Origin of the sequence: Pseudomonas sp. TR47, from assembly GCF_044143025.1 — a bacterium.
Classification (GTDB): domain Bacteria; phylum Pseudomonadota; class Gammaproteobacteria; order Pseudomonadales; family Pseudomonadaceae; genus Aquipseudomonas; species Aquipseudomonas putida_E.
In genome coordinates this window covers 1-26,912 of record NZ_JBHFCS010000014.1, presented here as the reverse complement: position 1 = coordinate 26,912, position 26,912 = coordinate 1, and the positions used below count along the sequence as shown (strand labels likewise).

General features: G+C 64.1%; 16 protein-coding genes. 4 read left to right on the top strand and 12 right to left on the bottom strand.

Features of this window, described 5'->3' with window-relative positions:
- Positions 1-7: 7 nt before the first annotated feature.
- The 9 genes from ccoG to ccoN (ACEWE8_RS15730) all read right to left on the bottom strand — a co-directional run bounded on the left by ccoG (position 8) and on the right by ccoN (ACEWE8_RS15730) (position 8,518).
- Entirely contained in the window at positions 8-1,423 is a 1,416-nt protein-coding gene (ccoG, locus tag ACEWE8_RS15770; protein WP_046785294.1) for a cytochrome c oxidase accessory protein CcoG, read from the bottom strand.
- A gap of 276 nt (positions 1,424-1,699) precedes the next feature.
- Positions 1,700-2,680: a cytochrome-c oxidase, cbb3-type subunit III gene (ccoP, locus tag ACEWE8_RS15765; protein WP_046785293.1), complete on the bottom strand. Its 981-nt coding sequence runs from the start codon at positions 2,678-2,680 to the stop codon at positions 1,700-1,702.
- Positions 2,677-2,874, bottom strand: a complete 198-nt coding sequence (locus ACEWE8_RS15760) for a CcoQ/FixQ family Cbb3-type cytochrome c oxidase assembly chaperone (protein WP_012315408.1) — start codon at positions 2,872-2,874, stop codon at positions 2,677-2,679. The genes ccoP (ACEWE8_RS15765) and ACEWE8_RS15760 overlap by 4 nt, the downstream gene beginning before the upstream one ends.
- 5 nt (positions 2,875-2,879) lie before the next feature.
- Positions 2,880-3,488 (bottom strand): cytochrome-c oxidase, cbb3-type subunit II, encoded by a 609-nt coding sequence (gene ccoO, locus ACEWE8_RS15755; protein ID WP_046785292.1) that lies wholly within the window; start codon positions 3,486-3,488, stop codon positions 2,880-2,882.
- Positions 3,488-4,930 (bottom strand): cytochrome-c oxidase, cbb3-type subunit I, encoded by a 1,443-nt coding sequence (gene ccoN, locus ACEWE8_RS15750; RefSeq protein ID WP_012315406.1) that lies wholly within the window; start codon positions 4,928-4,930, stop codon positions 3,488-3,490. Before ccoN (ACEWE8_RS15750) ends, ccoO (ACEWE8_RS15755) begins: the two co-directional genes overlap by 1 nt.
- A 406-nt stretch (positions 4,931-5,336) precedes the next feature.
- Positions 5,337-6,278, bottom strand: coding sequence for a cytochrome-c oxidase, cbb3-type subunit III (gene ccoP, locus ACEWE8_RS15745; RefSeq protein ID WP_046785291.1), 942 nt, complete (start codon positions 6,276-6,278; stop codon positions 5,337-5,339).
- Entirely contained in the window at positions 6,275-6,466 is a 192-nt protein-coding gene (locus tag ACEWE8_RS15740; RefSeq protein ID WP_012315404.1) for a CcoQ/FixQ family Cbb3-type cytochrome c oxidase assembly chaperone, read from the bottom strand. The genes ccoP (ACEWE8_RS15745) and ACEWE8_RS15740 overlap by 4 nt, the downstream gene beginning before the upstream one ends.
- A 5-nt stretch (positions 6,467-6,471) precedes the next feature.
- Entirely contained in the window at positions 6,472-7,080 is a 609-nt protein-coding gene (gene ccoO / locus ACEWE8_RS15735) for a cytochrome-c oxidase, cbb3-type subunit II (protein ID WP_023381403.1), read from the bottom strand.
- Positions 7,081-7,093: 13 nt separating this feature from the next.
- Positions 7,094-8,518 (bottom strand): cytochrome-c oxidase, cbb3-type subunit I, encoded by a 1,425-nt coding sequence (gene ccoN, locus ACEWE8_RS15730; RefSeq protein ID WP_012315402.1) that lies wholly within the window; start codon positions 8,516-8,518, stop codon positions 7,094-7,096.
- 49 nt (positions 8,519-8,567) lie between these two features.
- Here ccoN (ACEWE8_RS15730) and ACEWE8_RS15725 point away from each other — a divergent pair, with 49 nt between their 5' ends.
- Complete coding sequence (locus ACEWE8_RS15725; protein ID WP_046785289.1) at positions 8,568-9,260, top strand: alpha/beta family hydrolase; 693 nt, start codon at positions 8,568-8,570, stop codon at positions 9,258-9,260.
- A gap of 111 nt (positions 9,261-9,371) precedes the next feature.
- Here the strand turns inward: ACEWE8_RS15725 and ACEWE8_RS15720 are convergent, their stop codons facing one another.
- Both ACEWE8_RS15720 and ACEWE8_RS15715 read right to left on the bottom strand, forming a co-directional pair.
- Entirely contained in the window at positions 9,372-9,656 is a 285-nt protein-coding gene (locus ACEWE8_RS15720; RefSeq protein ID WP_012315400.1) for a pyrimidine/purine nucleoside phosphorylase, read from the bottom strand.
- Between the two features lie 93 nt (positions 9,657-9,749).
- Positions 9,750-10,295: an exonuclease domain-containing protein gene (locus tag ACEWE8_RS15715; RefSeq protein ID WP_046785288.1), complete on the bottom strand. Its 546-nt coding sequence runs from the start codon at positions 10,293-10,295 to the stop codon at positions 9,750-9,752.
- 163 nt (positions 10,296-10,458) lie between these two features.
- Between ACEWE8_RS15715 and ACEWE8_RS15710 the strand changes: the two genes are divergently transcribed.
- Together ACEWE8_RS15710 and ACEWE8_RS15705 are read left to right on the top strand one after the other, a co-directional pair.
- Entirely contained in the window at positions 10,459-11,259 is an 801-nt protein-coding gene (locus tag ACEWE8_RS15710) for an ABC transporter substrate-binding protein (protein WP_046785287.1), read from the top strand.
- A gap of 64 nt (positions 11,260-11,323) precedes the next feature.
- Positions 11,324-12,337: a GNAT family N-acetyltransferase gene (locus ACEWE8_RS15705; RefSeq protein ID WP_046785286.1), complete on the top strand. Its 1,014-nt coding sequence runs from the start codon at positions 11,324-11,326 to the stop codon at positions 12,335-12,337.
- Positions 12,338-12,418: 81 nt separating this feature from the next.
- On the opposite strand, the gene ACEWE8_RS15700 is transcribed toward ACEWE8_RS15705, so the two are convergent.
- Positions 12,419-12,949 (bottom strand): RNA polymerase factor sigma-70, encoded by a 531-nt coding sequence (locus ACEWE8_RS15700; protein ID WP_046785285.1) that lies wholly within the window; start codon positions 12,947-12,949, stop codon positions 12,419-12,421.
- Between the two features lie 305 nt (positions 12,950-13,254).
- Here ACEWE8_RS15700 and ACEWE8_RS15695 point away from each other — a divergent pair, with 305 nt between their 5' ends.
- The gene (locus ACEWE8_RS15695; protein WP_395589325.1) at positions 13,255-26,208 is read left to right on the top strand and encodes a non-ribosomal peptide synthetase; all 12,954 of its coding nucleotides are present in this window, start codon (positions 13,255-13,257) and stop codon (positions 26,206-26,208) included.
- The last annotated feature ends 704 nt before the right edge of the window (positions 26,209-26,912 follow it).

Genomic DNA, 26,912 nt, shown 5'->3' with positions numbered 1-26,912 from the left:
TTCTCTCTCAGCGGATCTGTGGGCCGATGAAGCGGCTCTTGGCTTCGACCTCGGCAGCGCTGTCATCGGCGCTTTTGAGGGTGAAGGTGATTTCGTTGGTGGTCGAGGGCAGCTTCTCGGGGGCGACCGACAACTGCACCGGCAGGCTGACGATATCGCCGGCGGCCACGCGGATTTCCCGCTGGCCTTCGAGCCGCAGGTCAGGCAGGCCAGCGGCGTCCAGCACGTACACGTGATCACGCTGGTCCTTGTTCATGACCTTGAGGCTGTACACGTTCTCGATCCGCCCCTGGGCGTTCTCGCGGTACAGCACGCGGTCCTTGCTGACGTCGAAGCCCACCAGCGAGCGGGTGGCGAAGGCGGTGGCCAGGGCGCCGATCATCACCAGCAGCACCAGTGCGTAGCCGATCAGCCTTGGGCGCAGCATGTGGGTCTTCTGCCCCGACAGGTTGTGTTCGGTGGTGTAGCTGATCAGGCCTTTGGGGTAGTTCATCTTGTCCATGATGCTGTCGCACGCGTCGATGCAGGCGGCGCAGCCGATGCACTCGATCTGCAGCCCGTCGCGTATGTCGATGCCGGTGGGGCAGACCTGTACGCACATGGTGCAGTCGATGCAGTCGCCCAGGCCCTGGGCCTTGTAGTCCGTGTCCTTCTTGCGCGGGCCGCGAGTTTCACCGCGGCGCGGGTCGTAGGAGACGATCAGGGTGTCCTTGTCGAACATCACGCTCTGGAAGCGTGCGTAGGGGCACATGTACACGCACACTTGCTCGCGCAGCCAGCCGGCGTTGCCGTAGGTGGCCAGGGTGAAGAAGCCGACCCAGAAGTAGGCCCAGCCATCGGCCTGGCCGGTGAAGAATTCGATGGCCAGTTCGCGAATCGGCGAGAAGTAGCCGACGAAGGTCATGCCGGTGACGAAGCCGATCAGCAGCCACAGGCTGTGCTTGGTGAACTTGCGCAGGAACTTGTTGGCGCTCATCGGGGCCCGGTCAAGCTTCATGCGCTGATTGCGGTCGCCTTCGGTGACCTTTTCGCACCACATGAAGATCCACGTCCACACGCTTTGCGGGCAGGTGTAGCCGCACCATACGCGGCCGGCATACACGGTAACGAAGAACAGGCCGAAGGCGGCGACGATGAGGATGCCCGAGAGCAGGATGAAGTCTTGCGGCCAGATGGTGGTGCCGAAGATGTAGAACTTGCGCTCGGGCAGGTTCCACCAGACGGCCTGATGGCCGCCCCAGTTCAGCCAGACAGTGCCAAAGTACAAAAGGAACAGCGCTGCCCCGCCGACCATCCGCAACCTGCGGAACAGGCCGGTGAAGGCGCGGGTGTAGATTTTCTCGCGAGAGGCGTAGAGGTCGACGGAATCCTTCCCTTTGCTGGCAGGCGGGGTAACGTCATGTACCGGAATTTGCTTGCTCATCATCAAGTCCCACGGCAGTGGAGAAATGCCGCGGCCAGTGCGTGCCGGCCGCAGTCTCGCGCATTCTGCTAGCGCTGCGCCCCATGATACGCCGCTGATGGCACGCCGGGGTCGCTCTGCGACCTTTAGTCGCGTTGGGTTCGGGGCGTTGATCGTGTTAAGGCGGGTGTCAATTGATCCAGGTCATCTAGCGCTGAATCTCCCGGCCCTATCGCCGGCATCACTCGGCCCACGCGGTGCGGGGGCCGGCTTGCCGGCGATAGGCCAGTGCAGGCATCACTCGGCCTTTTCAGGCTCCTGCTCCTGATGCGACAGGCTGTACACATAAGCCGCCAGCAGGTGAACTTTGTCATTGCCCTGCAGTTGCTCCTGCGCCGGCATCTGCCCCTGGCGACCATAACGGATGGTCTGTTGCAACTGAGCGAAGCTCGAACCGTAGATGAACGCCTGCGGGTGGGTCAGGTTCGGCGCGCCCATGGCGGGTGTGCCTTTGCCTTCAGGGCCATGGCACGCCACGCAGTTGGCGGCGAAGATCTTCTGCCCGTTCTCGACATCGGCCTTGGCGCCTTCAGGCAGGCTGCGACCATCGAGCTTGCTGATCACGAAGGCTGACACGTCGGCCACGCCTTGCTCGCCGATCACCTCCGCCCACGCCGGCATCACGCCATGGCGGCCGCCCATGATGCTGGCCTTGATGGTTTCCGGCTCGCCGCCCCAGCGCCAGTCGTTGTCGGTGAGGTTGGGGAAGCCGTAGGCGCCCTTGGCGTCGGAGCCGTGGCACACCGAGCAGTTGGACGCAAACAGCCGCGCGCCCATCTTCAGCGCTTGCGGCTGCCTGGCCACTTCTTCGATAGGCATGGCCGCATACTTGGCGAAGATTGGCCCGAAGCGGGCATCGGCCTTGGCCATTTCCTTTTCCCACTCGTGCACGCCGGTCCAGCCGGGCTGACCGTTGGTGAACTCGGTCTGCTTGTCGTTATCCAGGTACGAATACCCAGGCAGCACGCCTTTCCAGTTGCCCAGGCCCGGGTACAGCACCAGGTAGCCGAGGGCGAAAATGATGGTGCCGACGAACAGCCAGAACCACCATTTGGGCAGGGGGTTGTCGTATTCCTCGATGCCATCGAAGGCATGCCCGACGGTTTCGTCGGTGACCTCTTCGCGCTGGCCCTTGCGGGTCGACAGCAGTAGCCAGGTCAACGCGAAGATGGTGCCCAGGGTCAGGACGGTGACGTACAGACTCCAGAAGGTTGTCATTGTTGTTTGCTCCCAGAAGCTTTTGCTTGCGCTTGCTCGACGTGCGTTTTGGCCTCGGGGTCATCGGCGAACGGCAGTTGGGTTGCCTCGTCGAACTCCTGTTTGCGCCGTGGGTTGAACACCCACAGCGCCAGGCCCACGAAGGCCACCATCACCACGACGGTGCCCAGGCCGCGAATCATCCCGATATCCATCAGCGTCACCGTTTGCTTTTGATGATGGTGCCAAGACCCTGCAGGTACGCGACCAGTGCGTCCATTTCGGTCTTGCCCTTGACCGCGTCGCGGGCACCGGCGATGTCGGCATCGGTGTACGGCGTGCCCAGGGTACGCAGCACTTCCAGCTTCTTCGCGGTGTCTTTGCCGTCGAGCGTGTTCTCCACCAGCCACGGGTAGGATGGCATCTTCGACTCCGGCACTACGTTGCGCGGGTTGTACAGGTGTGCGCGGTGCCAGTCATCGGAGTAGCGGCCACCGACGCGGGCCAGGTCCGGGCCGGTACGTTTGGAGCCCCACAGGAACGGGTGGTCCCACACGCTTTCACCGGCCACCGAGTAGTGGCCGTAGCGCTCGGTTTCGGCGCGGAACGGCCGGATCATCTGCGAGTGGCAGCCCACGCAACCTTCGCGGATGTAGATGTCACGGCCTTCGACTTCCAGCGCGGTGCGCGGCTTCATGCCTTCGACGGGTTTGTTGGTGACGTCCTGGAAGAACAGCGGGACGATCTGGGTGAGGCCACCGACGCTCACGGCGATGACCATGAAGAAGGCCAGCAGGCCGATGTTCTTCTCGACAGCTTCATGCTTCATCAGTGGGCTCCCACAACGACGATCTTGGCGGCTTCATCCGCTTCTGCCGGGTTGGCGGCGCGTACGGTGCGCAACACGTTGTAAGCCATCAGCAGCATGCCGGAGGCGAAGAACGCACCGCCCAGTGCGCGGACGATGTAGCCCGGGTGGCTGGCCTGCAGGGCTTCGACGAAGGAGTAAGTCAGCGTGCCGTCATCGTTGATGGCGCGCCACATCAGGCCTTGGGTGATGCCGTTGACCCACATCGAGGCGATGTACAGCACGGTGCCGATGGTCGCCAGCCAGAAGTGCGCGTTGATCAGGCCCACGCTGTGCATCTGATCGCGGCCATACAGGCGCGGGATCATGTGGTACACGGCGCCGATCGAGATCATCGCCACCCAGCCGAGCGCGCCGGCGTGTACGTGGCCGATGGTCCAGTCGGTGTAGTGCGACAGCGAGTTCACGGTCTTGATGGCCATCATCGGGCCTTCGAAGGTGGACATGCCGTAGAACGCCAGCGATACCACGAGGAAGCGCAGGATCGGGTCGGTGCGCAGTTTGTGCCAGGCACCGGAGAGGGTCATCATGCCGTTGATCATGCCGCCCCAGCTCGGCGCCAGGAGGATGATCGACATCACCATGCCCAGCGACTGCGCCCAGTCGGGCAGCGCGGTGTAGTGCAGGTGGTGCGGGCCTGCCCAGATGTACAGGGTGATCAGTGCCCAGAAGTGGACGATCGACAGGCGATACGAGTAGATCGGCCGCTCGGCCTGCTTGGGCACGAAGTAGTACATCATCCCCAGAAAGCCGGTGGTGAGGAAGAAGCCCACGGCGTTGTGGCCGTACCACCACTGGATCATCGCGTCGGTGGCGCCGGAGTAGGCCGAGTAGGACTTGAACAGGCTCACCGGCAGCGAGATGTGGTTGACGATGTGCAGCATCGCGGTAACCACGATGAAGGCGCCGTAGAACCAGTTGCCGACGTAGATGTGCTTGGTCTTGCGCTTGACGATGGTGCCGAAGAACACCAGCCCGTAGGTCACCCAGACGATGGCCAGCAGGATCGCCAGTGGCCACTCGAGCTCGGCGTATTCCTTGGTGGTGGTGTAGCCCATCGGCAAGGTGATCAGCGCACCGACGATCACGGCCTGCCAACCCCAGAAGGTGAAGGCGGCCATGCTGTCGGAAATCAGCCGGGTCTGGCAGGTTCGCTGCACCACGTAGTAGCTGGTGCCGAACAACGCACAGCCGCCGAAGGCGAAGATGACCAGGTTGGTGTGCAAGGGGCGCAGGCGGCCGAAGCTGGTCCAGGGCAGGTCCAGGTTCAGTTGCGGCCACACCAGCTGCGAGGCGATGAAAACGCCCAGGCCCATGCCAAGGATCCCCCAGACCACCGTCATGATGGCGAACTGGCGGACGACCTTATAGTTATAAGCAGTCGGACTGATTGCTGTGCTCATTCTAAGGTTCCACGGTTTTGGTGTTCTTGTTGGTTGAAAAATCGGCGCCAGTATCGATAACCGCCAGGGTTATGGCAACGCAAGGAGCCCTGCGCCGACCCGTGTCCGGGCCCTTATGCCGGTGTCCCGCGGCAATAGGGTTCGGGCGATTGTACACAAATAAATATTTGTAATGTGTACCGTTTTTCATCTTTTTCTGATCGATCGGTCAAGCTTTTTTTCCAGGCGGCGTCAGGCGATGCACCGCGTCTGCTTCGCAGGATTGACAGCGAAGGCCACTGTGGCAACAAGCTTAGTTCTGTTCGGAGGGGGTGCAAGGCGGGGCTAGGGGCGGGGAGGTGCCGGGGCCGCTTTGCGGCCCAATCGCCGGCAAGCCGGCGAATGGGCTGCAGAGCAGCCCGGGGTGTTACTTGGCGGTCACGGTTGCAGGCATATCACCCTGCGAAAGGCTGTACACATAAGCCGCCAGCAAATGCACCTTGTCATTGCCCTGGATGTCCACCTGGGCCGGCATTTGCCCCTGGCGGCCATAGCGAATGGTCTGCTGCAGTTGGGCAAAGCTCGAACCGTAGATGAACGCCTGCGGATGGTTCAGGTTAGGTGCGCCCATGGCTGGGGTGCCATTGCCCTCGGGCCCGTGGCAGGCCACGCAGTTGCCCGCGAAGATCTCCTTGCCCTTGGCCACATCAGCCTTGGCGCCTTCCGGCAGGCTGCGGCCATCGAGGTTGCTCAGCACGTAGGCGGCTACATCCGCCACGCCCTGTTCGCCGATCACCTCAGCCCAGGCGGGCATCACGCCGTGGCGGCCATTCATGATCGACGCCTTGATGGTTTCGGGCTCGCCGCCCCAGCGCCAGTCATTGTCGGTCAGGTTGGGGAAACCATAGGCGCCTTTGGCGTCCGAGCCGTGGCACACCGAGCAGTTGGAGGCGAACAGGCGGCCGCCCATCTTCAATGCCTGCGGGTCCTTGGCCACTTCCTCGACCGGCATGGCCGCGTATTTGGCGAAGATCGGGCCGAACCTGGCGTCGGCCTTGTCCATTTCCTTCTGCCATTCGTTCGCGCCGGTCCAACCATTCTCGTAGCCGGGCAGGACGCCCTTCCAGTTGCCCAGGCCCGGGTAGAGGATCAGGTAGCCCACCGCGAACACCAGGGTGCCGACGAACAGCCAGAACCACCACTTGGGCAGCGGATTGTCATACTCCTCGATGCCGTCGAAGCTGTGCCCCATGGTCTGGTCGGTGGTGTTGCTGCTCTGGCCCTTGCGGGTCGACAGCAGCAGCCAGGTCAGGCCGATCAGGCTGCCGATGGTCAGTACGCAGATGTACGTACTCCAGAAGGTAGTCATTGGGGATTACTCCTCATGCCAGTGTCCTGCCCGGCAGGGGGCAGGCGGTCGTCGACGAAGGGCAGCAGGCGCGCTTCGGCGAAATCATGGTCGCGGCGGCGGTTGAACACCCACAGCGAGAGGCCGATGAAGGCAATCATCACCACCAGGGTGCCCACGCCGCGGATCATGCCGATATCCATTTCCATCGCACTCACCTCTTGTTCTTGATCGCGGTGCCGAGCACCTGCAGGTAGGCGACCAGGGCGTCCATCTCGGTCTTGCCCTTGACCGCATCACGCGCACCGGCAATGTCCTCGTCGGTGTACGGCACCCCCAGGGTGCGCAGGGTGCGCATCTTGGTGTCGGTGTGGCTGTTGTCGACCTGCTGGGCGACGAGCCATGGGTAGGACGGCATCTTCGACTCCGGTACCACGTTGCGCGGGTTGTACAGGTGCGCGCGGTGCCAGTCGTCGGAGTAGCGCCCGCCGACCCGGGCCAGGTCCGGGCCGGTACGCTTGGAGCCCCACAGGAACGGGTGGTCCCACACACTTTCACCGGCCACCGAGTAGTGGCCGTAGCGTTCGGTCTCGGCGCGGAACGGGCGGATCATCTGCGAGTGGCAGCCCACGCAACCTTCGCGGATATAGATATCGCGGCCTTCAAGCTGCAGCGCGGTGTAAGGCTTCATGCCTTCGACCGGCTTGTTGGTGACGTCCTGGAAGAACAGCGGGACGATCTGGGTCAGGCCGCCGATGCTGACGGCGAACACCATCAACAGGGCCAGCAGGCCGACGTTTTTTTCGATGACTTCATGTTTCATCAGGCAGGTCTCCTCAGGCCAGCTGGGCGTTGGCAGGGGCGGCCTCGGTGGCCGGTGCACGTACGGTGCGCCAAGTGTTCCAGGCCATCAGGAACATGCCACTGAGGAAGATCGCGCCACCGACGAAACGCACGATGAAGCCCGGGTGGCTGGCCACCAGGGTTTCCACGAACGAGTAGGTGAGCGTGCCGTCGCTGTTCACCGCGCGCCACATCAGGCCCTGGGCGATGCCGTTGACCCACATCGAGGCGATGTACAGCACGGTGCCGATGGTCGCCAGCCAGAAGTGCGCGTTGATCAGGCCGATGCTGTACATGCGTGCCTTGCCGAACACTTGCGGAATGGTGTGGTACAGCGCGCCGATGGAGATCATCGCCACCCAGCCGAGGGCGCCGGCATGCACGTGGCCGATGGTCCAGTCGGTGTAGTGGGACAGGGCGTTGACCGTCTTGATGGCCATCATCGGGCCTTCGAAGGTGGACATGCCGTAGAACGCCAGCGATACCACGAGAAAGCGCAGGATCGGGTCGCTGCGCAGTTTGTGCCAGGCACCGGAGAGGGTCATCATGCCGTTGATCATGCCGCCCCAGCTGGGGGCCAGCAGGATCAGCGACATCACCATGCCCAGCGACTGCGCCCAGTCGGGCAGCGCGGTGTAGTGCAGGTGGTGGGGGCCGGCCCAGATGTACAGGGTGATCAGCGCCCAGAAGTGGACGATCGACAGGCGATAGGAATACACCGGGCGTTCGGCCTGCTTGGGCACGTAGTAGTACATCATCCCCAGGAAGCCTGCAGTGAGGAAGAAGCCCACGGCGTTGTGGCCGTACCACCACTGCACCATGGCGTCGGTGGCCCCGGCGTAGACCGAGTACGACTTGGTCAGGCTGACCGGCAGTTCGAGGTTGTTGATGATGTGCAGCATGGCCACGGTCAGGATGAAGGCACCGAAGAACCAGTTGCCGACATAGATATGCTTGGTGGTGCGCTTGATCAAAGTGCCGAAGAACACGATGGCGTAGCAGACCCAGACGATGGTGATCAGGATGTCGATCGGCCATTCCAGCTCGGCGTATTCCTTGGAGCTGGTGTAACCCAGCGGCAAGGTAATGGCCGCCAGCAGGATGACCAGTTGCCAGCCCCAGAAAGTGAACGCGGCCAGCCCTGGTGCGAAGAGGGTGGTCTGGCAGGTGCGTTGCACCGAATAATAGGAGGTGGCGAACAGTGCACAGCCGCCGAACGCGAAGATCACCGCATTGGTATGCAGTGGGCGCAGGCGGCCGAAGCTGGTCCAGGGGAGGTCGAAGTTCAGGGAAGGCCAGGCGAGCTGGGCGGCGATGAAGACGCCGAGCCCCATCCCGACGATTCCCCACACCACCGTCATGATGGCGAATTGGCGGACCACCTTGTAGTTATAGGCGGTACTGCTGGTTGTGTTCATGTATGGGTTCCCATCCACGGTTATTGGCAGGCTTTACAGCGAGGCAAGCATGATTAATGGGCAATGTGCCGGTATTGACGGGGATCAATGGGCGAAGATCGCAAATGTCCCAGGCTTGCACTGCAATCCGGCGCAGAATCAGCAAGATGGCCATGCTGCGGCGTGCCTGATCCTGGCCCATGGCGCTGGCGCGCCGATGGACAGCGGGTTCATGGATGAAATGGCGCAAAGGCTGGCGGCGCTTGGCGTAGGGGTGGTTCGCTTCGAGTTCCCCTACATGGCCGAGCGCAGGGTTGGGGGTGGCAAGCGGCCACCCAATCCACAGAAGGTGCTGCTCGAATGCTGGCGCGAGGTGTACCGGCAGGTGCGACCTTTGGTCGCGGTCAAGCTGGCGATTGGTGGCAAGTCCATGGGCGGGCGCATGGCCAGCCTGCTGGCCGACGAGTTGGGTGCTGATGCGCTGGTGTGCCTGGGCTATCCGTTCTATGCCGTGGGCAAACCCGAAAAACCACGGGTCGAGCATTTGGCGGGCTTGCAGACACCGACGTTGATCGTGCAGGGCGAGCGGGATGCGCTGGGTAATCGTGAGGCCGTGCAGGGGTATGCGCTGTCACCGTCGATCGAGGTGAGCTGGCTGGTGGCAGGCGATCATGATCTGAAACCGCTGAAGGCTTCGGGGTTCAGCCATGAGCAGCATTTGCAGGCGGCGGCTGAGAAGGTTGCGGGGTTCCTGTTGGAATAGCGTTGCCTTTATCGCCGGCAAGCCGGCCCACAGGGATATCACAGTGTTCGAACATTGTGGGGTTGCTGTGGGAGCCGGCTTGCCGGCGATGAGGCCGGTGCAGACTACCGCTTAGTCGCGGTACTCGCACAGGTAGGCAGTGTCCACCGCCACTTTCAGCTGGAACTTGCTGTCGGCGGCCACATTGAATTTGTCGCCGGCGTTGAAGGTTTCCCAGTTGTCGCTGCCCGGCAGCTTGACGGTCAGCGCGCCGGAAACCACATGCATGATTTCGCGCTTGGCGGTGCCGAACTCGTATTCGCCCGGTGCCATGACGCCGACGGTGGCCGGGCCTTCAGTGCCTTCGAAGGCGATCGACTTGACGGTACCATCGAAGTACTCGTTGACCTTGAACATGGGGCGACTCCTGAAAAAGAGGGGGATGAAAAAGGGCTGGCCAGTATGCCCAAGCCCATTCCCCCCGTCATCTGCTTTCAGGGGCCTCTGAGCTCAAATGCCCGGCAAGCTCAAGGGCAATAGCCGCGCGGTATTGCGGGCATCCTCCAGCGCCCGGTGCTGTTGCCCGCAAAAATGCATGCCGGCCAGTTGCAGGGCACCGTTGAGGCCCGTCGGGCGCTGCAGGTGACGAGCCTTGGCGAAGCGCTGCTTGAGGTTGATATGCGGCAGGTTGCGCAACAGGCTGTCGAGTTGATGTTGCTGCCATTCCTGCAGCAATTGCTGGCGGTCGTAATCACCCCAGCTGACCCAGGCCTGCAACTGCCCGCGATGGTGCCCCAGCCAGCGTTCGAAACGCGCCCATACCTCGGGAAATGGCGCTGCGCTGTCCACATTGGCCTGGCTGATGTGTGTCAGTTCGCGGCAGAACGGCGTCAGTTGCGGCCGCCGCCGGGGCCGCACGAAGCGCTGGAAGTGGTCTACTTCGCGGCCTTCACGGGTCACCAGGCTGGCGCCGATTTCAATGATTTCCATCTCCGTCACCGGCCAGCCACCGTCATCGGTGGTAGCTTCCAGGTCGATCACCAACCAGTGGCCCATACCAGGCTCCCTCGCCATACATGCCAAAGCAGCGTAGCCAATGTCGGGCGTCACGGCATCCCCTGGCAAAATGCCCTCACTTTGGCATAACCAGCAGTTGTGCCTTGCCAGGAAAACGCCTAGCTTAGGCGCATCCAGGTATGAACCGTGATGAGTGTCCGTCTTGACTCCAGCGCCCGGCCTGAAGGCTTTGACCACCCTGTTGATGCTGGCCGCGGTATGGCTGGCGGCACCGGTCTGGGCTGCCGACGCCATCGAGGTAAAGGTCGGCGCTGCGCATTTTCCGCCTTATACGGTTCGCCCCGAGCAGGGTGCCGACACCGGGCTGCTGCCGCAACTGGTCGAAGCGTTGAACCGCCTGCAGCAAGATTATCGCTTCGTGCTGGTGCCCACATCGATTCAGCGGCGCTTTGGCGATTTCCAGCAAGGCCGCACCGACATGGCCATCTTCGAAAACCCGCAGTGGGGCTGGCAACGGATACCGCATCAGGCGGTGGACATGGGCCTGGAAGATGCCGAGGTGTTCGTCGCCAAACAGGCCGATGGCCGGGACCAGCACTATTTCGATGACCTCGCCGGCAAACGGCTGGCGCTGTTCAACGGCTACCACTATGCATTCGCCCGTTTCAACCCGGACCCCAACTACCTGCGCAAGGCCTACAACGCCACGCTGACCTATTCGCACGACAGCAACCTGCTGATGGTGCAGGCCGGCCGAGCCGACATCGCCCTGGTGACGCGCTCGTACCTCAGTGATTTCCTGGCGCGCAACCCGGCCAGTCACGACCAGTTGATGGCCTCCACGCGCATCGACCAGGCCTACCATCACTATGCTTTGCTGCGCCCCGGCGCGCCTATCAGCGACGCGCAATTGGCCGCGCTGCTGCGCCACCTGCGTGATACCGGGGAGCTTGCCCGCATCTTCCAGCCTTACCGGATCACCGTCCACGCTCCCCATGACTAAATTCCCCGATTGCAGTGACGTTTTCAGAAGTGAGCCTTTCTTTCATTTTCTGTGAGCCCTGACCATGCCGTTCGATGCCGCTTCGCAACCCTTGTCACAGCCTCGCTGGCGCAGCCTGAGCGCTGAAGAGGGCGATTGCTGGTTGAGCCTGACCCTGGCGGGCCGCCCGCTGATCCAGGTGCGCCTGGCGCCAGCCGCTACCCTGGCGGTGCATGTTGAACGCCTGTGCCCCGAACGCCCACAGCAGGCCCTGTGGGCCGCCTGTTATTGGTTGTTGTCGCGTGACCCAGCCTGCCGGCGCCTTGCCTGGCACCTGCCGCAGTCTGTACCTGAGGCCCTCGCCAGCGGCCTGCTGCTCACCACGCAACAGCCAGGCGTATACCTGTGCGAGCGCTCCATGTTCTGGCAATTGCCACAGCCCTGGCTCGGCCAGCCGGACAGCGGCGCGTACCCGCAACAGATGCAGATCAGCAATGGCAAACGCCACCCGCGCCGCGCACCCAAGCCCCGTGGCGAGGTGTATCGGCGCTTCGATGCGCGCCTGGGGAGTTGGGTGTCGCTGCGCACCCTGGAGCTCGAACAGGACCTGGAGCGCTTCAATCGCTGGCAGAACAATCCGCGTGTGGAGCAATTCTGGCAGGAGGGCGGGTCGTTGGAGCAGCACAGGGAATACCTGGCCAAGCTGGAAGCCGACCCGCACACCGTGACCTTGATCGGCTGTTTCGACGATCAGCCATTTGCCTACTTCGAGGCTTATTGGGCCAAGGAGGACCGCATCGCGCCGTTCTATCAAGCCGACGACTACGACCGCGGCATCCACATGCTGGTGGGTGAACAGGCGCATCGCGGTCCGCACAAGGTCGCCAGCTGGCTGTCGGCGCTGGTGCACTACCTGTTTCTGGATGACCCACGCACCCAGCGGGTGGTGGCCGAGCCCCGTGCCGACAATGGCAAGATGATCGGCTACATGCACGACCAGTGCTTCCATTGCGACAAGGAGTTCGATTTTCCGCACAAGCGCGCAGCGTTGATGATCCTGGGGCGGGAGCGGTTTTTCGATCGCTGCAGGCTGGCTTAGGGGGGGCGCTTCGAGCTGCAAGCTTCAAGCTGCAAGAGAAGGGCGCGTCGCCGCTGATTCATCTTGCAGTTTGCAGCTGCTTCAGGCCTGGCGGCTGGCGGTCTTGCGGCAATGAACCAGCGCATCACGGATCATGAAGTTGACCAGCGTGGGCGACACGCCCAGCTCCTTGGCGATGTCTTTCTGCGGCACGCCGTGCAGGCGGTACATCTCGAAAGCGTAACGGGTGCGCTGGGGCAGCTCGTTGAGCGCCTCGGCAATGTGCTCGAGGGCCGCCAGGTTGATGTGCGTGGCCTCGGGCGAGGTGTTCTGGATGACCACGTTCAAACCTTCCTCTTCGCTGCCTGAGTACCTCAGCTCCATCGCCTGCTTGCGGTAATGGTCGATGGCCAGGTTGCGCACGATCTGGAACAGGTAGCTGAGCTGGGCCTTGAACGACGAGGTGATCTGGGGGGCGGCGCCGAGCCGGAAGAAAGCGTCCTGCACCACGTCTTCGGCCCGTGAGCGGCAGCCGGTGATGCGGGCTGCGATCTTGACCAGGATGCTGCGGTTGTCGACGAATGCCTGGAGTAATGGTGAATCGCACTTACTTGTGGATAGTTGTTCCGCCATGGAAATCACCTTGTCACAGAGGGGAATAGGAGCACCCCACTTGGGGAAGCTTCCTACGACGTGCGACAAACTATTCAGAATGATAATGATTGTCAAATACGAAAGTTAATGAGTATCTATTAGTTTCAGTTCTAAGCAGGCGATCGTGATGCGCGTCACTTTCCGTGCGCCTGGTCGCTGCGACTTCCCGGTAATTTCTTGCGTTGCCCATCCGTTCCCCTGTGTACATCCGGCCGCCGGACGCTGCCCGCCGAACCACGCGCGGCAGCCGGCCCGACTTACCCAGACACTGGCAGGAACACCCCATGATGGACGCCTTCGAACTCCCGCTCTCGCTGGTCCAGGCCCTGGCGCAACGTGCTGCGCACACCCCTGAGCGCATCGCCTTGCGCTTTTTGGCCGATGCGCCCGGCGAGCAGGCGGTGCTCAGCTATCGGGACCTGGACATGCGTGCACGCACCATCGCCGCAGCCTTGCAGGCCCGCGCCGCGTTCGGTGATCGCGCCGTGCTGCTGTTCCCCAGCGGGCCGGACTACGTGGCGGCGTTCTTCGGTTGCCTGTATGCCGGTGTCATCGCCGTACCGGCCTACCCGCCGGAGTCTTCGCGCCAGCATCACCAGGAGCGCCTGCTGTCGATCATCGACGACGCCGAGCCCCGCCTGCTGCTGACCGTGGCAGCGCTGCACGACAGCCTGCAGGGCCTGCAAGCACTCGGCGCAGACAGCGCCCCTGAGCTGCTGACAGTGGACGGCCTGGACCCGGCCCTGGCCAGTGACTGGCGCGAACCGGCGCTGGCCGGCGACGACATCGCCTTCCTCCAGTACACCTCCGGCTCCACCGCCCTGCCCAAGGGCGTGCAGGTCAGCCACGGCAACCTGGTGGCCAACGAGCAGTTGATTCGCCATGGGTTTGGCATCGACCTCAACCCCGACGATGTGATCGTCAGCTGGTTGCCGCTGTACCACGACATGGGCCTGATCGGCGGGCTGCTGCAGCCCATCTTCAGTGGCGTACCGTGTGTGCTGATGTCGCCAGGTTACTTTCTCGCGCGGCCGCAGCGCTGGCTGCAGGCGATCAGCGAATACGGCGGCACCATCAGCGGCGGGCCGGACTTTGCCTACCGCCTGTGCAGCGAACGGGTCAGTGAGGCGGCCCTGGCCAGCCTCGACCTGAGCCGCTGGCGTGTGGCCTATTCCGGCTCCGAGCCGATTCGCCAGGACAGCCTGGACACCTTCGCCGAGAAGTTCGCCCCCTGCGGTTTCACGCCCAGCAGCTTCTTTGCCAGTTATGGCCTGGCCGAGGCCACCTTGTTCGTCAGCGGCAGCCGCCGTGGCCAAGGCATCGGCGCGCTGGAACTCGACGGCGACGCCTTCGCCGCCAACCGCGCAGAAGCCGGCAAGGGCAGCGTGCTGATGAGCTGCGGCTACCCGCAGCCAGGGCATGCGGTCCGTATCGTCGAGCCACAGTGCCTGGACGTGCTGAGTGACAATCGGGTTGGCGAAATCTGTGCCGCTGGCCCCAGCATCGCTTCGGGCTACTGGCGCAACCCTGAGGCCAGCGCGCGGACCTTTGTCGAAATGGACGGCCAGACGTGGCTGCGCACCGGTGACCTGGGCTTCATGCGTGAAGGTGAAGTGTTCGTCACCGGGCGCCTGAAGGACATGCTGATCGTCCGTGGCCAGAACCTCTACCCGCAGGACCTGGAAAAAACCCTGGAACGTGAAGTCGATGTGCTGCGCAAGGGCCGTGTAGCGGTATTTGCCGTGGACGACCAGGGTGAAGAGGGGATCGGTGTTGCGGTGGAAATCAGCCGTAACGTGCAGAAGGCGTCCACCCCCGAGGCGCTGATCAAGACGCTGCGCCAGGTCGTCGCCGACGCCTGCCGGCAGGCGCCTGCCGTGGTCCTGTTGCTCAACCCGGGGGCCTTGCCCAAGACCTCCAGCGGCAAGCTGCAGCGATCGGCCTGCCGCCTGCGCATGGACGATGGCAGCCTGGACTGCTACGCACGCTTCCCGACGCCCGTCGAAACCGGTGAAACTGCCGCTGCCGGCGACGGCCTGCAAGCACACATCGCGGCCCTCTGGTGCGAGGTGCTCAAGGCCGAATCAGTTGCCGCCGATGATCACTTCCTGCTGCTGGGCGGCAACTCCATCGCTGCCACCCAGGTGACTGCGCGTCTGGCCGATGAACTGGGTATCGCGCTGGGCCTGCGCACCCTGTTCGAAGCACCGACCCTGGCGCAGTACAGCGCTGCCGTGGCGGCAATCCTCGCCCAGGGAGGTGGCGAAACGGCGACCATTGCCCGCCTTGACCGTGGGCAGGCCCTGCCGCAGTCGTTGGCGCAAAACCGCCTTTGGCTGCTGTGGCAGCTGGCGCCGCAGTCGGCGGCCTACAACATACCTGCCGGCCTGCACCTGCGCGGCGAGCTGGACGAAGCTGCGCTGGATGCCGCATTCCAGGCGCTGGTGGCGCGCCACGAATCGTTGCGCACCGTGTTCAGCGAAGAGCACGGCCAGGCGCTGCAGTGCATCCTGCCCCGGCAGGCGTTCACCCTGCTGCACCTGGACCTGCAAGGGCTGCCAGCCACCGACGTGGCCGAGCGCCGCGAAGCCGAAGCACAGCTACCGTTCGACCTGGGCCAGGGCCCGTTGCTGCGCGTGACCCTGGTGCGGCTGGGTGACGAAGACCATCAGCTGTGGGTGACCTTGCACCACATCGTCGCCGATGGCTGGTCGCTGAACATCCTGCTCGACGAATTCGCCAAACTGTACGCCGCCCGTTGCCAGGGCCTTGAGGCTTCGCTGGCGCCTTTACCACTGGGTTACGCCGACTATGGCAACTGGCAGCGCCAATGGCTGGCTGAAGGCGAAAGCACGCGCCAGCTTGAATACTGGAAAGCCCGGCTGGGCGATGCGCTACCGGTGCTCGACCTGCACCCGGACCGGCCGCGTTCCAGCCAGCAGGCAAACCGTGCGGCACGCTTGAACGTCAAAGTACCGGCCAAGCTGAGCGAAGCCCTCAAGGGCCTGGCCCGCGAACATCAGGCCAGCCTGTTCATGGTGCTGCTGGCAGCCTGGCAGGGCCTGCTACACCGCTACACCGGCCAGCACGACATCCGTGTCGGTGTGCCCAATGCCAACCGCCCGCGCCAGGAAACCCAGGGCATGGTCGGTTTCTTCATCAACACCCAAGTGCTGCGAGCGCAGCTCGATGGCCGCCAGCCGTTCGCGCAGCTGCTGGCTGAGGTAAGGCAGGCGACACTCGATGCCCAGGCCCACCAGGACCTGCCGTTCGAGCAACTGCTCGAAGCGTTGCCCGACGCCCGTGAGCAGGGCCTGTTTCAGGTCATGTTCAACCACCAGCAGCGCGACCTCTCGGCCCTGCGCCGCCTGCCCGGCTTGCTGGCAGAAGAGTTGCCGTGGCACAGCCGCGAAGCCAAGTTCGACCTGCAGCTGCACAGCGAGGAAGACCACTTGGGCCGCCTGAGCCTGGCCTTCGACTACGCCGCCGAGCTGTTTGCCGAAGATACCGTCACCCGCCTGGCACAGCACCTGCTGGCGCTGCTCGAGCAAGTGTGCGCGGACCCGCAACTGGCCCTGGGCGACGTCGCTTTGCTGGATGAGCAAGGCCGCCAACAATTGCTGGCCTGGGGCCAGGCGCCGGCGCCGGCACTGCAGCGCCTGGTGGTCGAGCAACTCAATGAACAGGCGCGCCAGACCCCTGAGCGCAGGGCGCTGGTTTGGGAAGGTGGCAGCCTGGATTACGCCGAACTGCACCAACAAGCCAACCGCCTGGCCCATTACCTGCGCGACAAAGGCGTCGGCCCCGACTGCTGCGTGGCCATCGCCGTGGAGCGCTCGCCGCAACTGCTGGTCGGTCTGCTGGCGATCCTCAAGGCGGGCGGTGCCTATGTGCCGCTTGATGTCGACTACCCGGCCGAACGCCTGGCCTACATGCTGCGCGATTGCCAGGCCAGCCTGCTACTGAGCAACAGCGGCATGCTGGCCAACCTGCCGCAAGTCGATGGCGTCAGTGCCATTGCCCTCGATCAGCTGCACCTGGACAGTTGGCCAAGCCACGCGCCTGGCCTGCACCTGCACGGCGACAACCTGGCCTATGTGATCTACACCTCCGGTTCCACCGGCCAGCCCAAAGGCGTGGGCAACACCCATGCAGCTTTGGCCGAACGCCTGCAGTGGATGCAGGCCACCTATGCGCTGGATGCTGGCGATGTGCTGATGCAGAAGGCGCCGATCAGTTTCGACGTGTCGGTCTGGGAGTGCTTCTGGCCGCTGATCACCGGTTGCAAGCTGGTGCTGGCCGGCCCCGGCGAGCACCGTGACCCGCAGCGCATCGCCGCGCTGGTGCAGCAGCACGGGGTCACCACGCTGCACTTCGTGCCGCCTTTGCTGCAGGTGTTCGTGCAAGAGCCGCTGGCCGCTGGCTGCAGCAGCTTGCGCCGGCTGTTCTGCGGTGGCGAGGCGTTGTCGGCGAGCTTGCGCGACCGCGTGCTGCAACGGCTGCCGCAGGTCCAACTGCACAACCGCTATGGTCCGACCGAAACCGCCATCAACGTCACCCATTGGCACTGCCAGGCTGAAGACGGCGAACGCTCGCCCATTGGCCGGCCGTTGGGCAACGTGATCTGCCGTGTGCTCGACGGTGAACTGCAACTGGCCGCACCGGGCGTGCCAGGCGAGCTGTACCTGGGAGGCGCGGGGCTTGCCCGCGGCTACCTCGGCCGCCCTGGCCTGACCGCCGAACGCTTCGTACCGCAGGCCGATGGCAATGGCGAGCGCCTGTACCGCAGTGGCGACCGTGCCCGCTGGCAGGTACAGGCCCAGGCTCTGGAATACCTCGGTCGCCTGGACCAGCAGGTGAAAGTGCGAGGTTTTCGCGTCGAGCCCGAAGAAGTCCAAGCCTGCCTGCTTGTTCAGCCGGGTGTCGAGCAAGCGCTGGTGCTGATCCATCAGGACGCCGTGGGCGCGCAGCTGGTCGGCTACTACAGCGGCCCGGGGCAAGCCGAGGCATTGCTCGCCAGCCTGGCCGAACGCCTGCCTGCCTACATGGTGCCAGCGCAACTGATCGCGCTTGAACACATGCCGCTGGGGCCCAGTGGCAAGGTCGATCGCAAGGCGCTGCCGGCACCGGTCTGGCAGCAGCGCGAACATGTCGCGCCGCAGACAGCGTTGCAGCAGCAGGTTGCAGCCATCTGGTGCGAGGTGCTGAACCTGCCGCGCATCGGCTTGCACGACGATTTCTTCGCCCTTGGCGGGCACTCGCTGCTGGCCACCCAGATCGTCTCGCGCACCCGCCAGGCCTGCGATGTCGAGCTGCCCTTGAAGGTGCTGTTCGAAGCCAGCGAGCTGGGCGCCTTCTGCGCCGAGATCGCCCGCATCCGCGAAGCCGGCGAACGCAACCTGCAGGGCGAGATCACCCGCGTCGACCGCCGCCAGGCTGTGCCGCTGTCGTATTCGCAACAACGCATGTGGTTCCTCTGGCAGATGGAGCCGGACAGCCCGGCCTACAACGTCGGCGGCATGGCGCGCCTGCGCGGCACGCTGCATGTGGATGCGTTCGAGCGCGCACTGCAGGGGTTGATCGTGCGCCATGAAACCTTGCGCACCACGTTCCCCGCCATTGATGGTGTGCCGTACCAGTGCGTGGCCGGCGAAGGCGCCGTACACCTGGACTGGCAGGATTTCAGCACCTTGCCGGCAGCCCTGCGCGAGCAGCGCCTGCAGCAACTGGCCGACGCCCAGGCGCACCAGCCGTTCGACCTGGAGCGTGGCCCGCTGCTGCGTGCCTGCCTGGTCAAGGCCGCGGAGCGAGAGCACTATTTCGTGCTCACGCTGCACCATATCGTCACCGAAGGCTGGGCCATGGACATCTTCGCCCGCGAACTGGGCGAGCTGTACGAAGCGTTCGTCGATGAGCGCGAGTCGCCACTGACGCCGTTGCCGGTGCAGTACCTGGACTACAGCGTCTGGCAGCGGCAGTGGCTGGAAAGCGGCGAAGGGGCGCGCCAACTGGCCTACTGGAAAGCCCGCCTGGGCGACGAACACCCGGTCCTGGCCCTGCCGGCTGACCGGCCACGCCCGGCCGTGCAGAGCCACCGTGGCGAGCTGTACCGCTTCGAGCTGGACCCGGCGCTGGTTGCCCGCGTGCATGCCTTCAACAGCCAGCGCGGGCTGACCTTGTTCATGACCATGACCGCCACCCTGGCCGCCTTGCTGCACCGCTACAGCGGCCAGCGCGACCTGCGCATCGGTGCGCCGGTGGCCAACCGTATCCGCCCCGAAAGCGAAGGGCTGATCGGCGCCTTCCTCAACACCCAGGTGCTGCGCTGCGAGGTGGACGGGCAGATGACCGCAGCCGCCTTGCTCGACCAGGTGCGCCGGGCCGCCATCGAAGGCCAGTCGCACCAGGACCTGCCATTCGAGCAACTGGTAGAAGCCCTGCAGCCCCCGCGCAGCAGCGCCTACAACCCGCTGTTCCAGGTGATGTGCAACGTGCAGCGCTGGGCCTTCCAGCAAAGCCGTGAGCTGGCAGGCATGCAGGTGGATTACCTGGTCAACGATGCCAGCGCCACCAAGTTCGACCTGTACCTGGAAGTGACCGACCTCGATGGCCGTCTTGGCTGCTGTCTGACCTACAGCCGCGACCTGTTCGATGAACCGCGGATCGCGCGCATGGCCGAGCATTGGCAACAGTTGCTGGTCGGCCTGCTGGACAACCCGCAACAGCGCCTGTGCGAGCTGCCGATGTTGGCCGGGGCCGAACAGCAGGTATTGCTCGACCAGTTGCAGGGTGAGCATGATCTCGCCTCTGAGCAGACCCTTCACGGCCTGTTCGCCGCCCAGGCTGCGCGCACGCCACAAGCCGGCGCGCTGACCTTCGCCGGCCGGCACCTGAGCTATGCCGAGCTCGACCAGCAGGCCAACCGCCTGGCCCGTGCCCTGCGCGAGCGGGGTGTCGGCCCGCAGGTGCGCGTGGGCCTGGCGCTGGAGCGTTCGCTGGAGATGGTCGTCGGCCTGCTGGCCATCCTCAAGGCCGGTGGCGCTTACGTGCCGCTCGACCCGGAATACCCGCTCGACCGCCTGCGTTACATGATCGAGGACAGCCGTATCGGCCTGCTGCTGAGCCAGCGTGCGCTGCTCGAAACCCTTGGCGAACTGCCCGACGGCGTAGCGCGCTGGAGCATGGAGGACGACGCCGCAGGCTTGTCCGCCTACAGCGATGCACCCTTGGCCAACCTCAACCTGCCGCAGCACCAGGCCTACCTGATCTACACCTCGGGGTCCACCGGCAAACCCAAGGGTGTGGTGGTCAGCCACGGCGAAATCGCCATGCATTGCCAGGCGGTGATCAAGGCCTTCGGCATGCGCAGCGACGACTGCGAACTGCACTTCTATTCGATCAACTTCGACGCGGCCAGCGAGCGCCTGCTGGTGCCGCTGCTGTGCGGCGCCCGCGTGGTGCTGCGTGCCCAGGGGCAATGGGGCGCCGAAGACATCTGCCAACTGGTACGCGAGCAGCAGGTCAGTATCCTCGGTTTCACCCCAAGCTACGGCAGCCAGCTGGCCCAGTACCTGGCCGGGCAGGGCGAGCAACTGCCGGTACGCCTGGTGATCACCGGCGGCGAGGCGCTGACCGGCGAGCACCTGACGCGTATCCGTCAGGCCTTCGCCCCCCAGCAGTTCTTCAACGCCTACGGCCCGACCGAGACGGTGGTCATGCCCCTGGCTTGTCTTGCCCCTGACACCTTGCCCGCCGATGCCGGCAGCGTGCCGATCGGCCGGGTGATCGGTGCCCGCAGTGCCTATATCCTCGATGACGATCTGGCGTTGCTGCCACAAGGTGGCATCGGCGAGTTGTACATCGGCGGGGTAGGGCTTGCCCAGGGCTATCACGACCGCCCTGGCTTGAGCGCCGAGCGTTTTGTCGCCGACCCGTTCAGCCATGACGGTGGGCGCCTGTACCGCACCGGTGACCTGGTGCGCCTGCGCGCCGACGGCCTGGTGGAGTATGTCGGGCGTGCCGACCAGCAGGTGAAGATCCGCGGCTTCCGTATCGAGCTTGGCGAAATCGAGAGCTGTCTGCAGGCGCATGCCGATATCGAAGAGGCTGTGGTGCTGGCTCACGACTTGCCCGGCGGCAAACAGCTGGTCGGTTACCTGGTGTGCAAGCAGGCCAGCGCTGACAGTGAGGTCCAAGCCCGGTTGCGCGAAGCGGTCAAGGCGCACACCCGTCAGCACCTGCCCGATTACATGGTGCCAACGCACCTGGTGCTGCTGGGCAGCCTGCCGCTGATGGGCAACGGCAAGCTGGACCGCCGTGCCTTGCCGCTGCCAGACCTGGAACAGGCCCGCGAACAGTACCAGGCACCTGCGAACGCGCTTGAGGAGCAACTGGCGCAGATCTGGCGCGAGGTGCTCAACATCTCCCGCGTGGGCGTGCAGGACAACTTCTTTGAACTGGGCGGTGATTCGATCCTGTCCATCCAGGTGGTCAGCCGGGCCCGTCAGCTTGGCCTGCAGTTCACCCCGCGCGACCTGTTCCAGCACCAGACCATCCAGACACTGGCCGCCGTGGCCAGCCGCAGCGAGGTGGCGAACAGCATCGAGCAGGGCCAGCGCCAGGGCCGCAGCGGCCTGACGCCGATTCAGCACTGGTTCTTCGACAGTGAGGTGGCCCAACCGCAACACTGGAACCAGGCCGTCTTGCTTCAGGCGCGCGTGCCGCTGGACAGCGCCCTGCTGGAGCGGGCCCTGGCCACCCTGGTGGCACACCACGACAGCCTGCGCCTGCGGTTTACCCAGGCAGATGGCCGCTGGCAGGGCGAATACGCCGCATCGCCTGGCGAGCAACTGCTATGGACTGCCACGGTGGCCGATTTCAATGCCTGTCAGGCGCTGTACACCGACGTACAACGCAGCCTGGATCTGGCTCAGGGGCCATTGCTGCGGGCCTTGCTGGTCAGCGACGGGCAGGGCGCCCAGCGGCTGTTGCTGGCGATCCATCACCTGGTGGTCGATGGAGTGTCCTGGCGCGTGCTGCTCGAAGACCTGCAGGCGCTGTACCGTGGTCAGCCGCTGGCGGCCAAGACCCACGCCATGGCCGACTGGGCTGCGCGCCTGGCAAGCTACGCCGGCAGCGATTCGCTGCGCGATGAGCTCGGCTGGTGGCAAGACCGGCTGGGGGATGTGCGCCATGAACTGCCATGTGATCACCCGCAGGGCGGCAACCTGCAGCGGCATGCCGATACCCTGGCCATCGCCCTGGATGTGGAGCAGACCCGTCAGTTGTTGCAGCAGGCCCCCGCGGCGTACCACACCCAGGTCAACGACCTGCTGCTGACTGCCCTGGCGCGCACGCTTTGCCGCTGGACCGGTGACGACGAGGTGCTGGTGCAGCTAGAAGGCCATGGCCGTGACGGGCTGTTCGAAGACATGGACCTGACCCGCAGCGTGGGCTGGTTCACCAGTGCCTACCCGCTACGCCTGAACCCTCAGGCGGGTGAGGACGACAGCGCCCGCGCCACCTCGATCAAACGCATCAAAGAACAGCTGCGCGAGGTGCCGCACAAAGGCCAGGGTTACGGCGTGCTGCGTTACCTGGCTGATGACGCCGGGCGCGAGAGCATGGCCGCGCTGCCGCAAGCACGCATCACCTTCAACTACCTCGGCCAGTTCGACCAGCAGTTCGACAGTGCGGCGCTGTTCCAGCCGCTGGATGCCCCTGCGGGCCTGGCCCACGACCTCGACGCGCCACTGCCGAACTGGCTGAGCGTCGACGGCCAGGTCTATGGCGGTGCCTTGCAACTGCGCTGGACCTATAGCCGCGAGCGTTTCGACGAGCAGACCATTGCGCGCCTGGCCGAGGCTTATCGCCACGAACTGCTTGCCCTGGTCGGCCACTGCCTGGCCCAGGGTACGGGCAGCTTCACGCCCTCGGACTTCCCACTGGCGCACCTGACCCAGGAACAGATCGACGCGCTGCCGGTTCCGGCTGCCGAAATCGAAGACGTCTACCCGCTGACCCCAATGCAGGAGGGCCTGCTGCTGCATACCCTGCTGGAGCCGGGTACCGGCATCTACTACATGCAGGACCGTTACCGCATCAACAGCGCCCTCGACCCGCAGCGCTTCGCCCAGGCCTGGCAGGCGGTGGTGGCGCGCCACGAGGCACTGCGGGCATCGTTCAGCTGGAATGCCGGCGAAGCGATGCTGCAGATCATTCACAAACCGGGTAACACCCCTGTCGACTACCAGGACTGGCGTGGCCTCGACGACGCGGCCCAGGAACAACGCCTGCAAGCGCTGCACAAGCAAGAGCGCGAGGCTGGCTTCGAGCTGCTGCGCCAGGCGCCGTTCCACCTGCGGCTGGTCCGCGTGGACGATGAGCGTTACTGGTTCATGATGAGCAACCACCACATCCTCATCGATGCCTGGTGCCGCTCGTTGTTGATGAACGACTTCTTCGAGCTCTACCAGGCCCTCGGCGAAGGCCGCCAGGCCCAGCTGCCGGTGCCGCCACGCTACCGCGACTACATCGGCTGGCTGCAACGCCAGGACCTGGGCGAAGCACGAGCCTGGTGGCAGGCCAACCTGGCCGGCTTCGAGCGCGCCACGGCGATCCCAAGCGACCGCCCGCTGCGTCATGACCATGCCGGTGACGGCATGCTGGTCGGTGACTGCTACACCCGCCTGGAGGTGAGTGATGGCGTGCGCCTGCGCGAACTGGCCCAGGCTCACCAACTGACCATCAACACCTTTGCCCAGGCGGCCTGGGCCCTGGTGCTTGCCCGCTACAGCGGCGAGCGCGACGTCGCCTTTGGCGTGACCGTGGCCGGGCGGCCGGTGAGCATGCCGCAGATGCAGCGCACCGTCGGCCTGTTCATCAACAGCATCGCCCTGCGTGTGCAATTGCCCGAACCGGGCCAGCGCTGCAGCGTGCGCCAGTGGCTGCAAGGCCTGCTGGAGCGCAACATGGAGCTGCGCGAGTACGAATACCTGCCGTTGGTGACGATCCAGGAGTGCAGCGAACTGCCCAAAGGCCAGCCGCTGTTCAACAGCTTGTTCGTGTTCGAGAACGCCCCGGTGGAAACCGCGGTGCTCGACCACGCCCAGCACCTCAACGCCAGCTCGGACTCGGGCCGTACTCACACCAATTTCCCGTTGACGGCGGTGTGCTACCCGGGCGACGACCTTGGCCTGCACCTGTCGTTCGACCAGCGCTACTTCGACCATTCAACCGTCGAGCGCCTGCTGGCCGAGTTCAAGCGCCTGTTGCTGGCGTTGGTGCAAGGTTTCGACGGGCAGGTCAGCGAGCTGCCGTTGCTGGGTGAGGCAGAGGAACGCTTCCTGCTTCAGGCGTGCAACCGCACCGAACGGGCCTATGCCCTGGAGCAGAGCTACGTCGCGCAGTTCGAGGCACAGGTCGCCGCGCACCCAGAGCGCACGGTGGCCCGTTGCATGGAGGCGAGCTATGACTATGCCGGCTTGAACCTGGCAGCCAACCGCCTGGGCCATGCGCTGGTCGCTGCGGGTGCAGGCATCGATCAGCCGGTCGCGCTGCTGGCCGAGCGTGGCCTGCCACTGCTGGGCATGATCGTCGGCAGCTTCAAGGCAGGTGCCGGTTACCTGCCGTTGGACCCTGGCCTGCCGTCGGCGCGCCTGCAGCGTATCGTCGAGCTCAGCCGCACGCCGGTGCTGGTGTGCAGCGCAGCCTGTGCCGAGCAGGCGCGCCTGTTGCTGGACGAACTGGCCGGCGTGGCGCGGCCGCGCCTGTTGATATGGGAGGAGGTGCAATCGAGCAACATCGCCAGCCACAACCCGGGTATCCACAGTGGGCCGGACAATCTTGCCTACGTGATCTACACCTCAGGCTCCACTGGCCTGCCCAAAGGCGTGATGGTCGAGCAGCGCGGCATGCTCAACAACCAGCTGAGCAAGGTGCCGTACCTGGCGCTGAGCGAGCATGATGTGATTGCCCAGACCGCCTCGCAGAGCTTCGATATCTCGGTCTGGCAGTTCCTTGCCGCGCCATTGTTCGGCGCCAGGGTCGAGATCGTGCCAAACGCCATCGCCCACGATCCGCAGGGCCTGCTGACGCATGTTCAGGCCACCGGCATCACGGTGCTGGAGAGCGTGCCCTCGCTGATCCAGGGCATGCTGGCCAACGATCATCAGGCGCTGGGCGGCTTGCGCTGGATGCTGCCGACCGGCGAAGCCATGCCGCCGGAGCTGGCCGCGCAATGGCTGCAGCGCTACCCGGGCATCGGCCTGGTCAACGCCTACGGCCCGGCGGAGTGCTCCGATGACGTGGCGTTCTTCCGCGTCGACCTGGCCTCGACCCGTGGCAGCTACCTGCCGATCGGCACGCCAACCGACAACAACCGCCTGTACCTGTACGGCGAGGACCAGGCCTTGGTACCGCTGGGCGCGGTGGGCGAGCTGTGCGTAGCCGGTACCGGCGTGGGCCGGGGCTATGTCGGCGACCCGGTGCGTACCGCTCTGGCCTTCATCCCCCACCCGCATGGTGCGCCGGGCGAGCGCCTGTACCGCACTGGTGACCTGGCACGGCAGCGCCCGGATGGCGTGTTCGAATATGTCGGTCGCATCGACCACCAGGTGAAGATCCGCGGTTACCGGATCGAACTGGGTGAAATCGAAGCCCGCCTGCACGAGCAGGTCGAAATCCGCGACGCCGCCGTGGGTGTACAGGACGGTGTCAACGGCAAGCACCTGGTCGGATACCTGGTGGCTCATCAGGGCGTCACCGCCGATGCCGCGCTGCTGGAGCAGGTCAAGCAACGCTTGCGTGCTGATTTGCCGGAATACATGGTGCCGCTGCACTGGGGCTGGTTCGACAGCCTGCCGCACAACGCCAACGGCAAGCTTGACCGCAAGGCTTTGCCGGCCATCGACATCGGCGGCCAGCATGGCCAGGCCTACCTGGCGCCACGCGACGAGCTGGAAGAGGAGCTCGCCAGTATCTGGGCCGACGTGCTGAAGGCCGAGCGGGTAGGGGTGCACGACAACTTCTTCGAGCTGGGCGGGCATTCGCTTCTGGCAACGCAGATTGCCTCGCGGGTGCAGAAACAGCTGCAGCTGAACGTGCCGCTGCGGGCGATGTTCGAGTGCAGTACGGTTGAGGAGCTGGCGGAGTATGTGCGTGGGCTGCAGGGCAGCGCGCTGGATGAGGGCAAGGTGGATCGGTTGAGTGATCTGATGGCGGAGCTGGAGGGGTTGTGACAGCCACAGCTTAGTCTGTAACGGCCTCTTCGCGGGCTACCCCGCTCCCACAGGTTTTGCGTTGTATCACATACAGCGGCGAGCCTGTGGGAGTCGATTTACCCGCAAAGAGGTGGCTGCGGTCACCCAGTATTCGATACGTTTCGGGAGGTTTTCTTCATTGTTTTGAATGGTGGCGTTGATGATCGTGTAGCCAATGAGATGAGTGCACAATAATAGAGTGATGTTTGTCCTCTGGCATGGCCGAGGCGGGGAGGTCCGGTGCTTTAGGTTGTTGTTTGGGGGTGGTTCAAAGTTAAGTATTTCATAGTTGTAGGTTCTTATTGTTTTCATTTCGTCTCTGGGATGCAATTCAAGTGCTGGGACTGAAGCCAGCCAGGCTGCAGAGTAAGCCTGCGTCAAGAGTTGCTGTAGGGTTGGCAAATGTCAACCTGTGTTAATCCGGCCCTGAGCGAGCGAAACTGATGTGGCGGTTTATTGGGATTTTTAAATGTAAGAATAATGCTTAGGTATTTTCCTACAGAGACTAAGTAGGATGGGTGGATCTTGTCGTTTATTGAGGTGTTCTGGCAGGTTTTTTTGAGGTGGTGTAGTACTTTTCGCTTTTATTCTTTGAATTGATTGCGATGCGTTTATAGCGTTTTTTTTGTGATTAGTGTTTCATGATGTTTTCGGCGGGCAACTCAATAGCCGGGTGGAAGGGG

Bases quoted from the DNA above. Each gene is read 5' to 3' on its own strand.
- ACEWE8_RS15700 (WP_046785285.1), bottom strand. From the start codon at position 12,949: ATGGCGGAACAACTATCCACAAGTAAGTGCGATTCACCATTACTCCAG.
- ccoN (WP_012315406.1), bottom strand. From the start codon at position 4,930: ATGAGCACAGCAATCAGTCCGACTGCTTATAACTATAAGGTCGTCCGC.
- ccoP (WP_046785291.1), bottom strand. From the start codon at position 6,278: ATGACTACCTTCTGGAGTACGTACATCTGCGTACTGACCATCGGCAGC.
- ccoP (WP_046785293.1), bottom strand. From the start codon at position 2,680: ATGACAACCTTCTGGAGTCTGTACGTCACCGTCCTGACCCTGGGCACC.
- ccoO (WP_046785292.1), bottom strand. From the start codon at position 3,488: ATGAAGCATGAAGCTGTCGAGAAGAACATCGGCCTGCTGGCCTTCTTC.
- ACEWE8_RS15720 (WP_012315400.1), bottom strand. From the start codon at position 9,656: ATGTTCAAGGTCAACGAGTACTTCGATGGTACCGTCAAGTCGATCGCC.
- ACEWE8_RS15705 (WP_046785286.1), top strand. From the start codon at position 11,324: ATGCCGTTCGATGCCGCTTCGCAACCCTTGTCACAGCCTCGCTGGCGC.
- ACEWE8_RS15715 (WP_046785288.1), bottom strand. From the start codon at position 10,295: ATGGGCCACTGGTTGGTGATCGACCTGGAAGCTACCACCGATGACGGT.
- ACEWE8_RS15725 (WP_046785289.1), top strand. From the start codon at position 8,568: ATGATTAATGGGCAATGTGCCGGTATTGACGGGGATCAATGGGCGAAG.
- ACEWE8_RS15740 (WP_012315404.1), bottom strand. From the start codon at position 6,466: ATGGAAATGGATATCGGCATGATCCGCGGCGTGGGCACCCTGGTGGTG.
- ccoN (WP_012315402.1), bottom strand. From the start codon at position 8,518: ATGAACACAACCAGCAGTACCGCCTATAACTACAAGGTGGTCCGCCAA.
- ccoG (WP_046785294.1), bottom strand. From the start codon at position 1,423: ATGAGCAAGCAAATTCCGGTACATGACGTTACCCCGCCTGCCAGCAAA.
- ACEWE8_RS15695 (WP_395589325.1), top strand. From the start codon at position 13,255: ATGATGGACGCCTTCGAACTCCCGCTCTCGCTGGTCCAGGCCCTGGCG.
- ACEWE8_RS15760 (WP_012315408.1), bottom strand. From the start codon at position 2,874: ATGGATATCGGGATGATTCGCGGCCTGGGCACCGTCGTGGTGATGGTG.
- ccoO (WP_023381403.1), bottom strand. From the start codon at position 7,080: ATGAAACATGAAGTCATCGAAAAAAACGTCGGCCTGCTGGCCCTGTTG.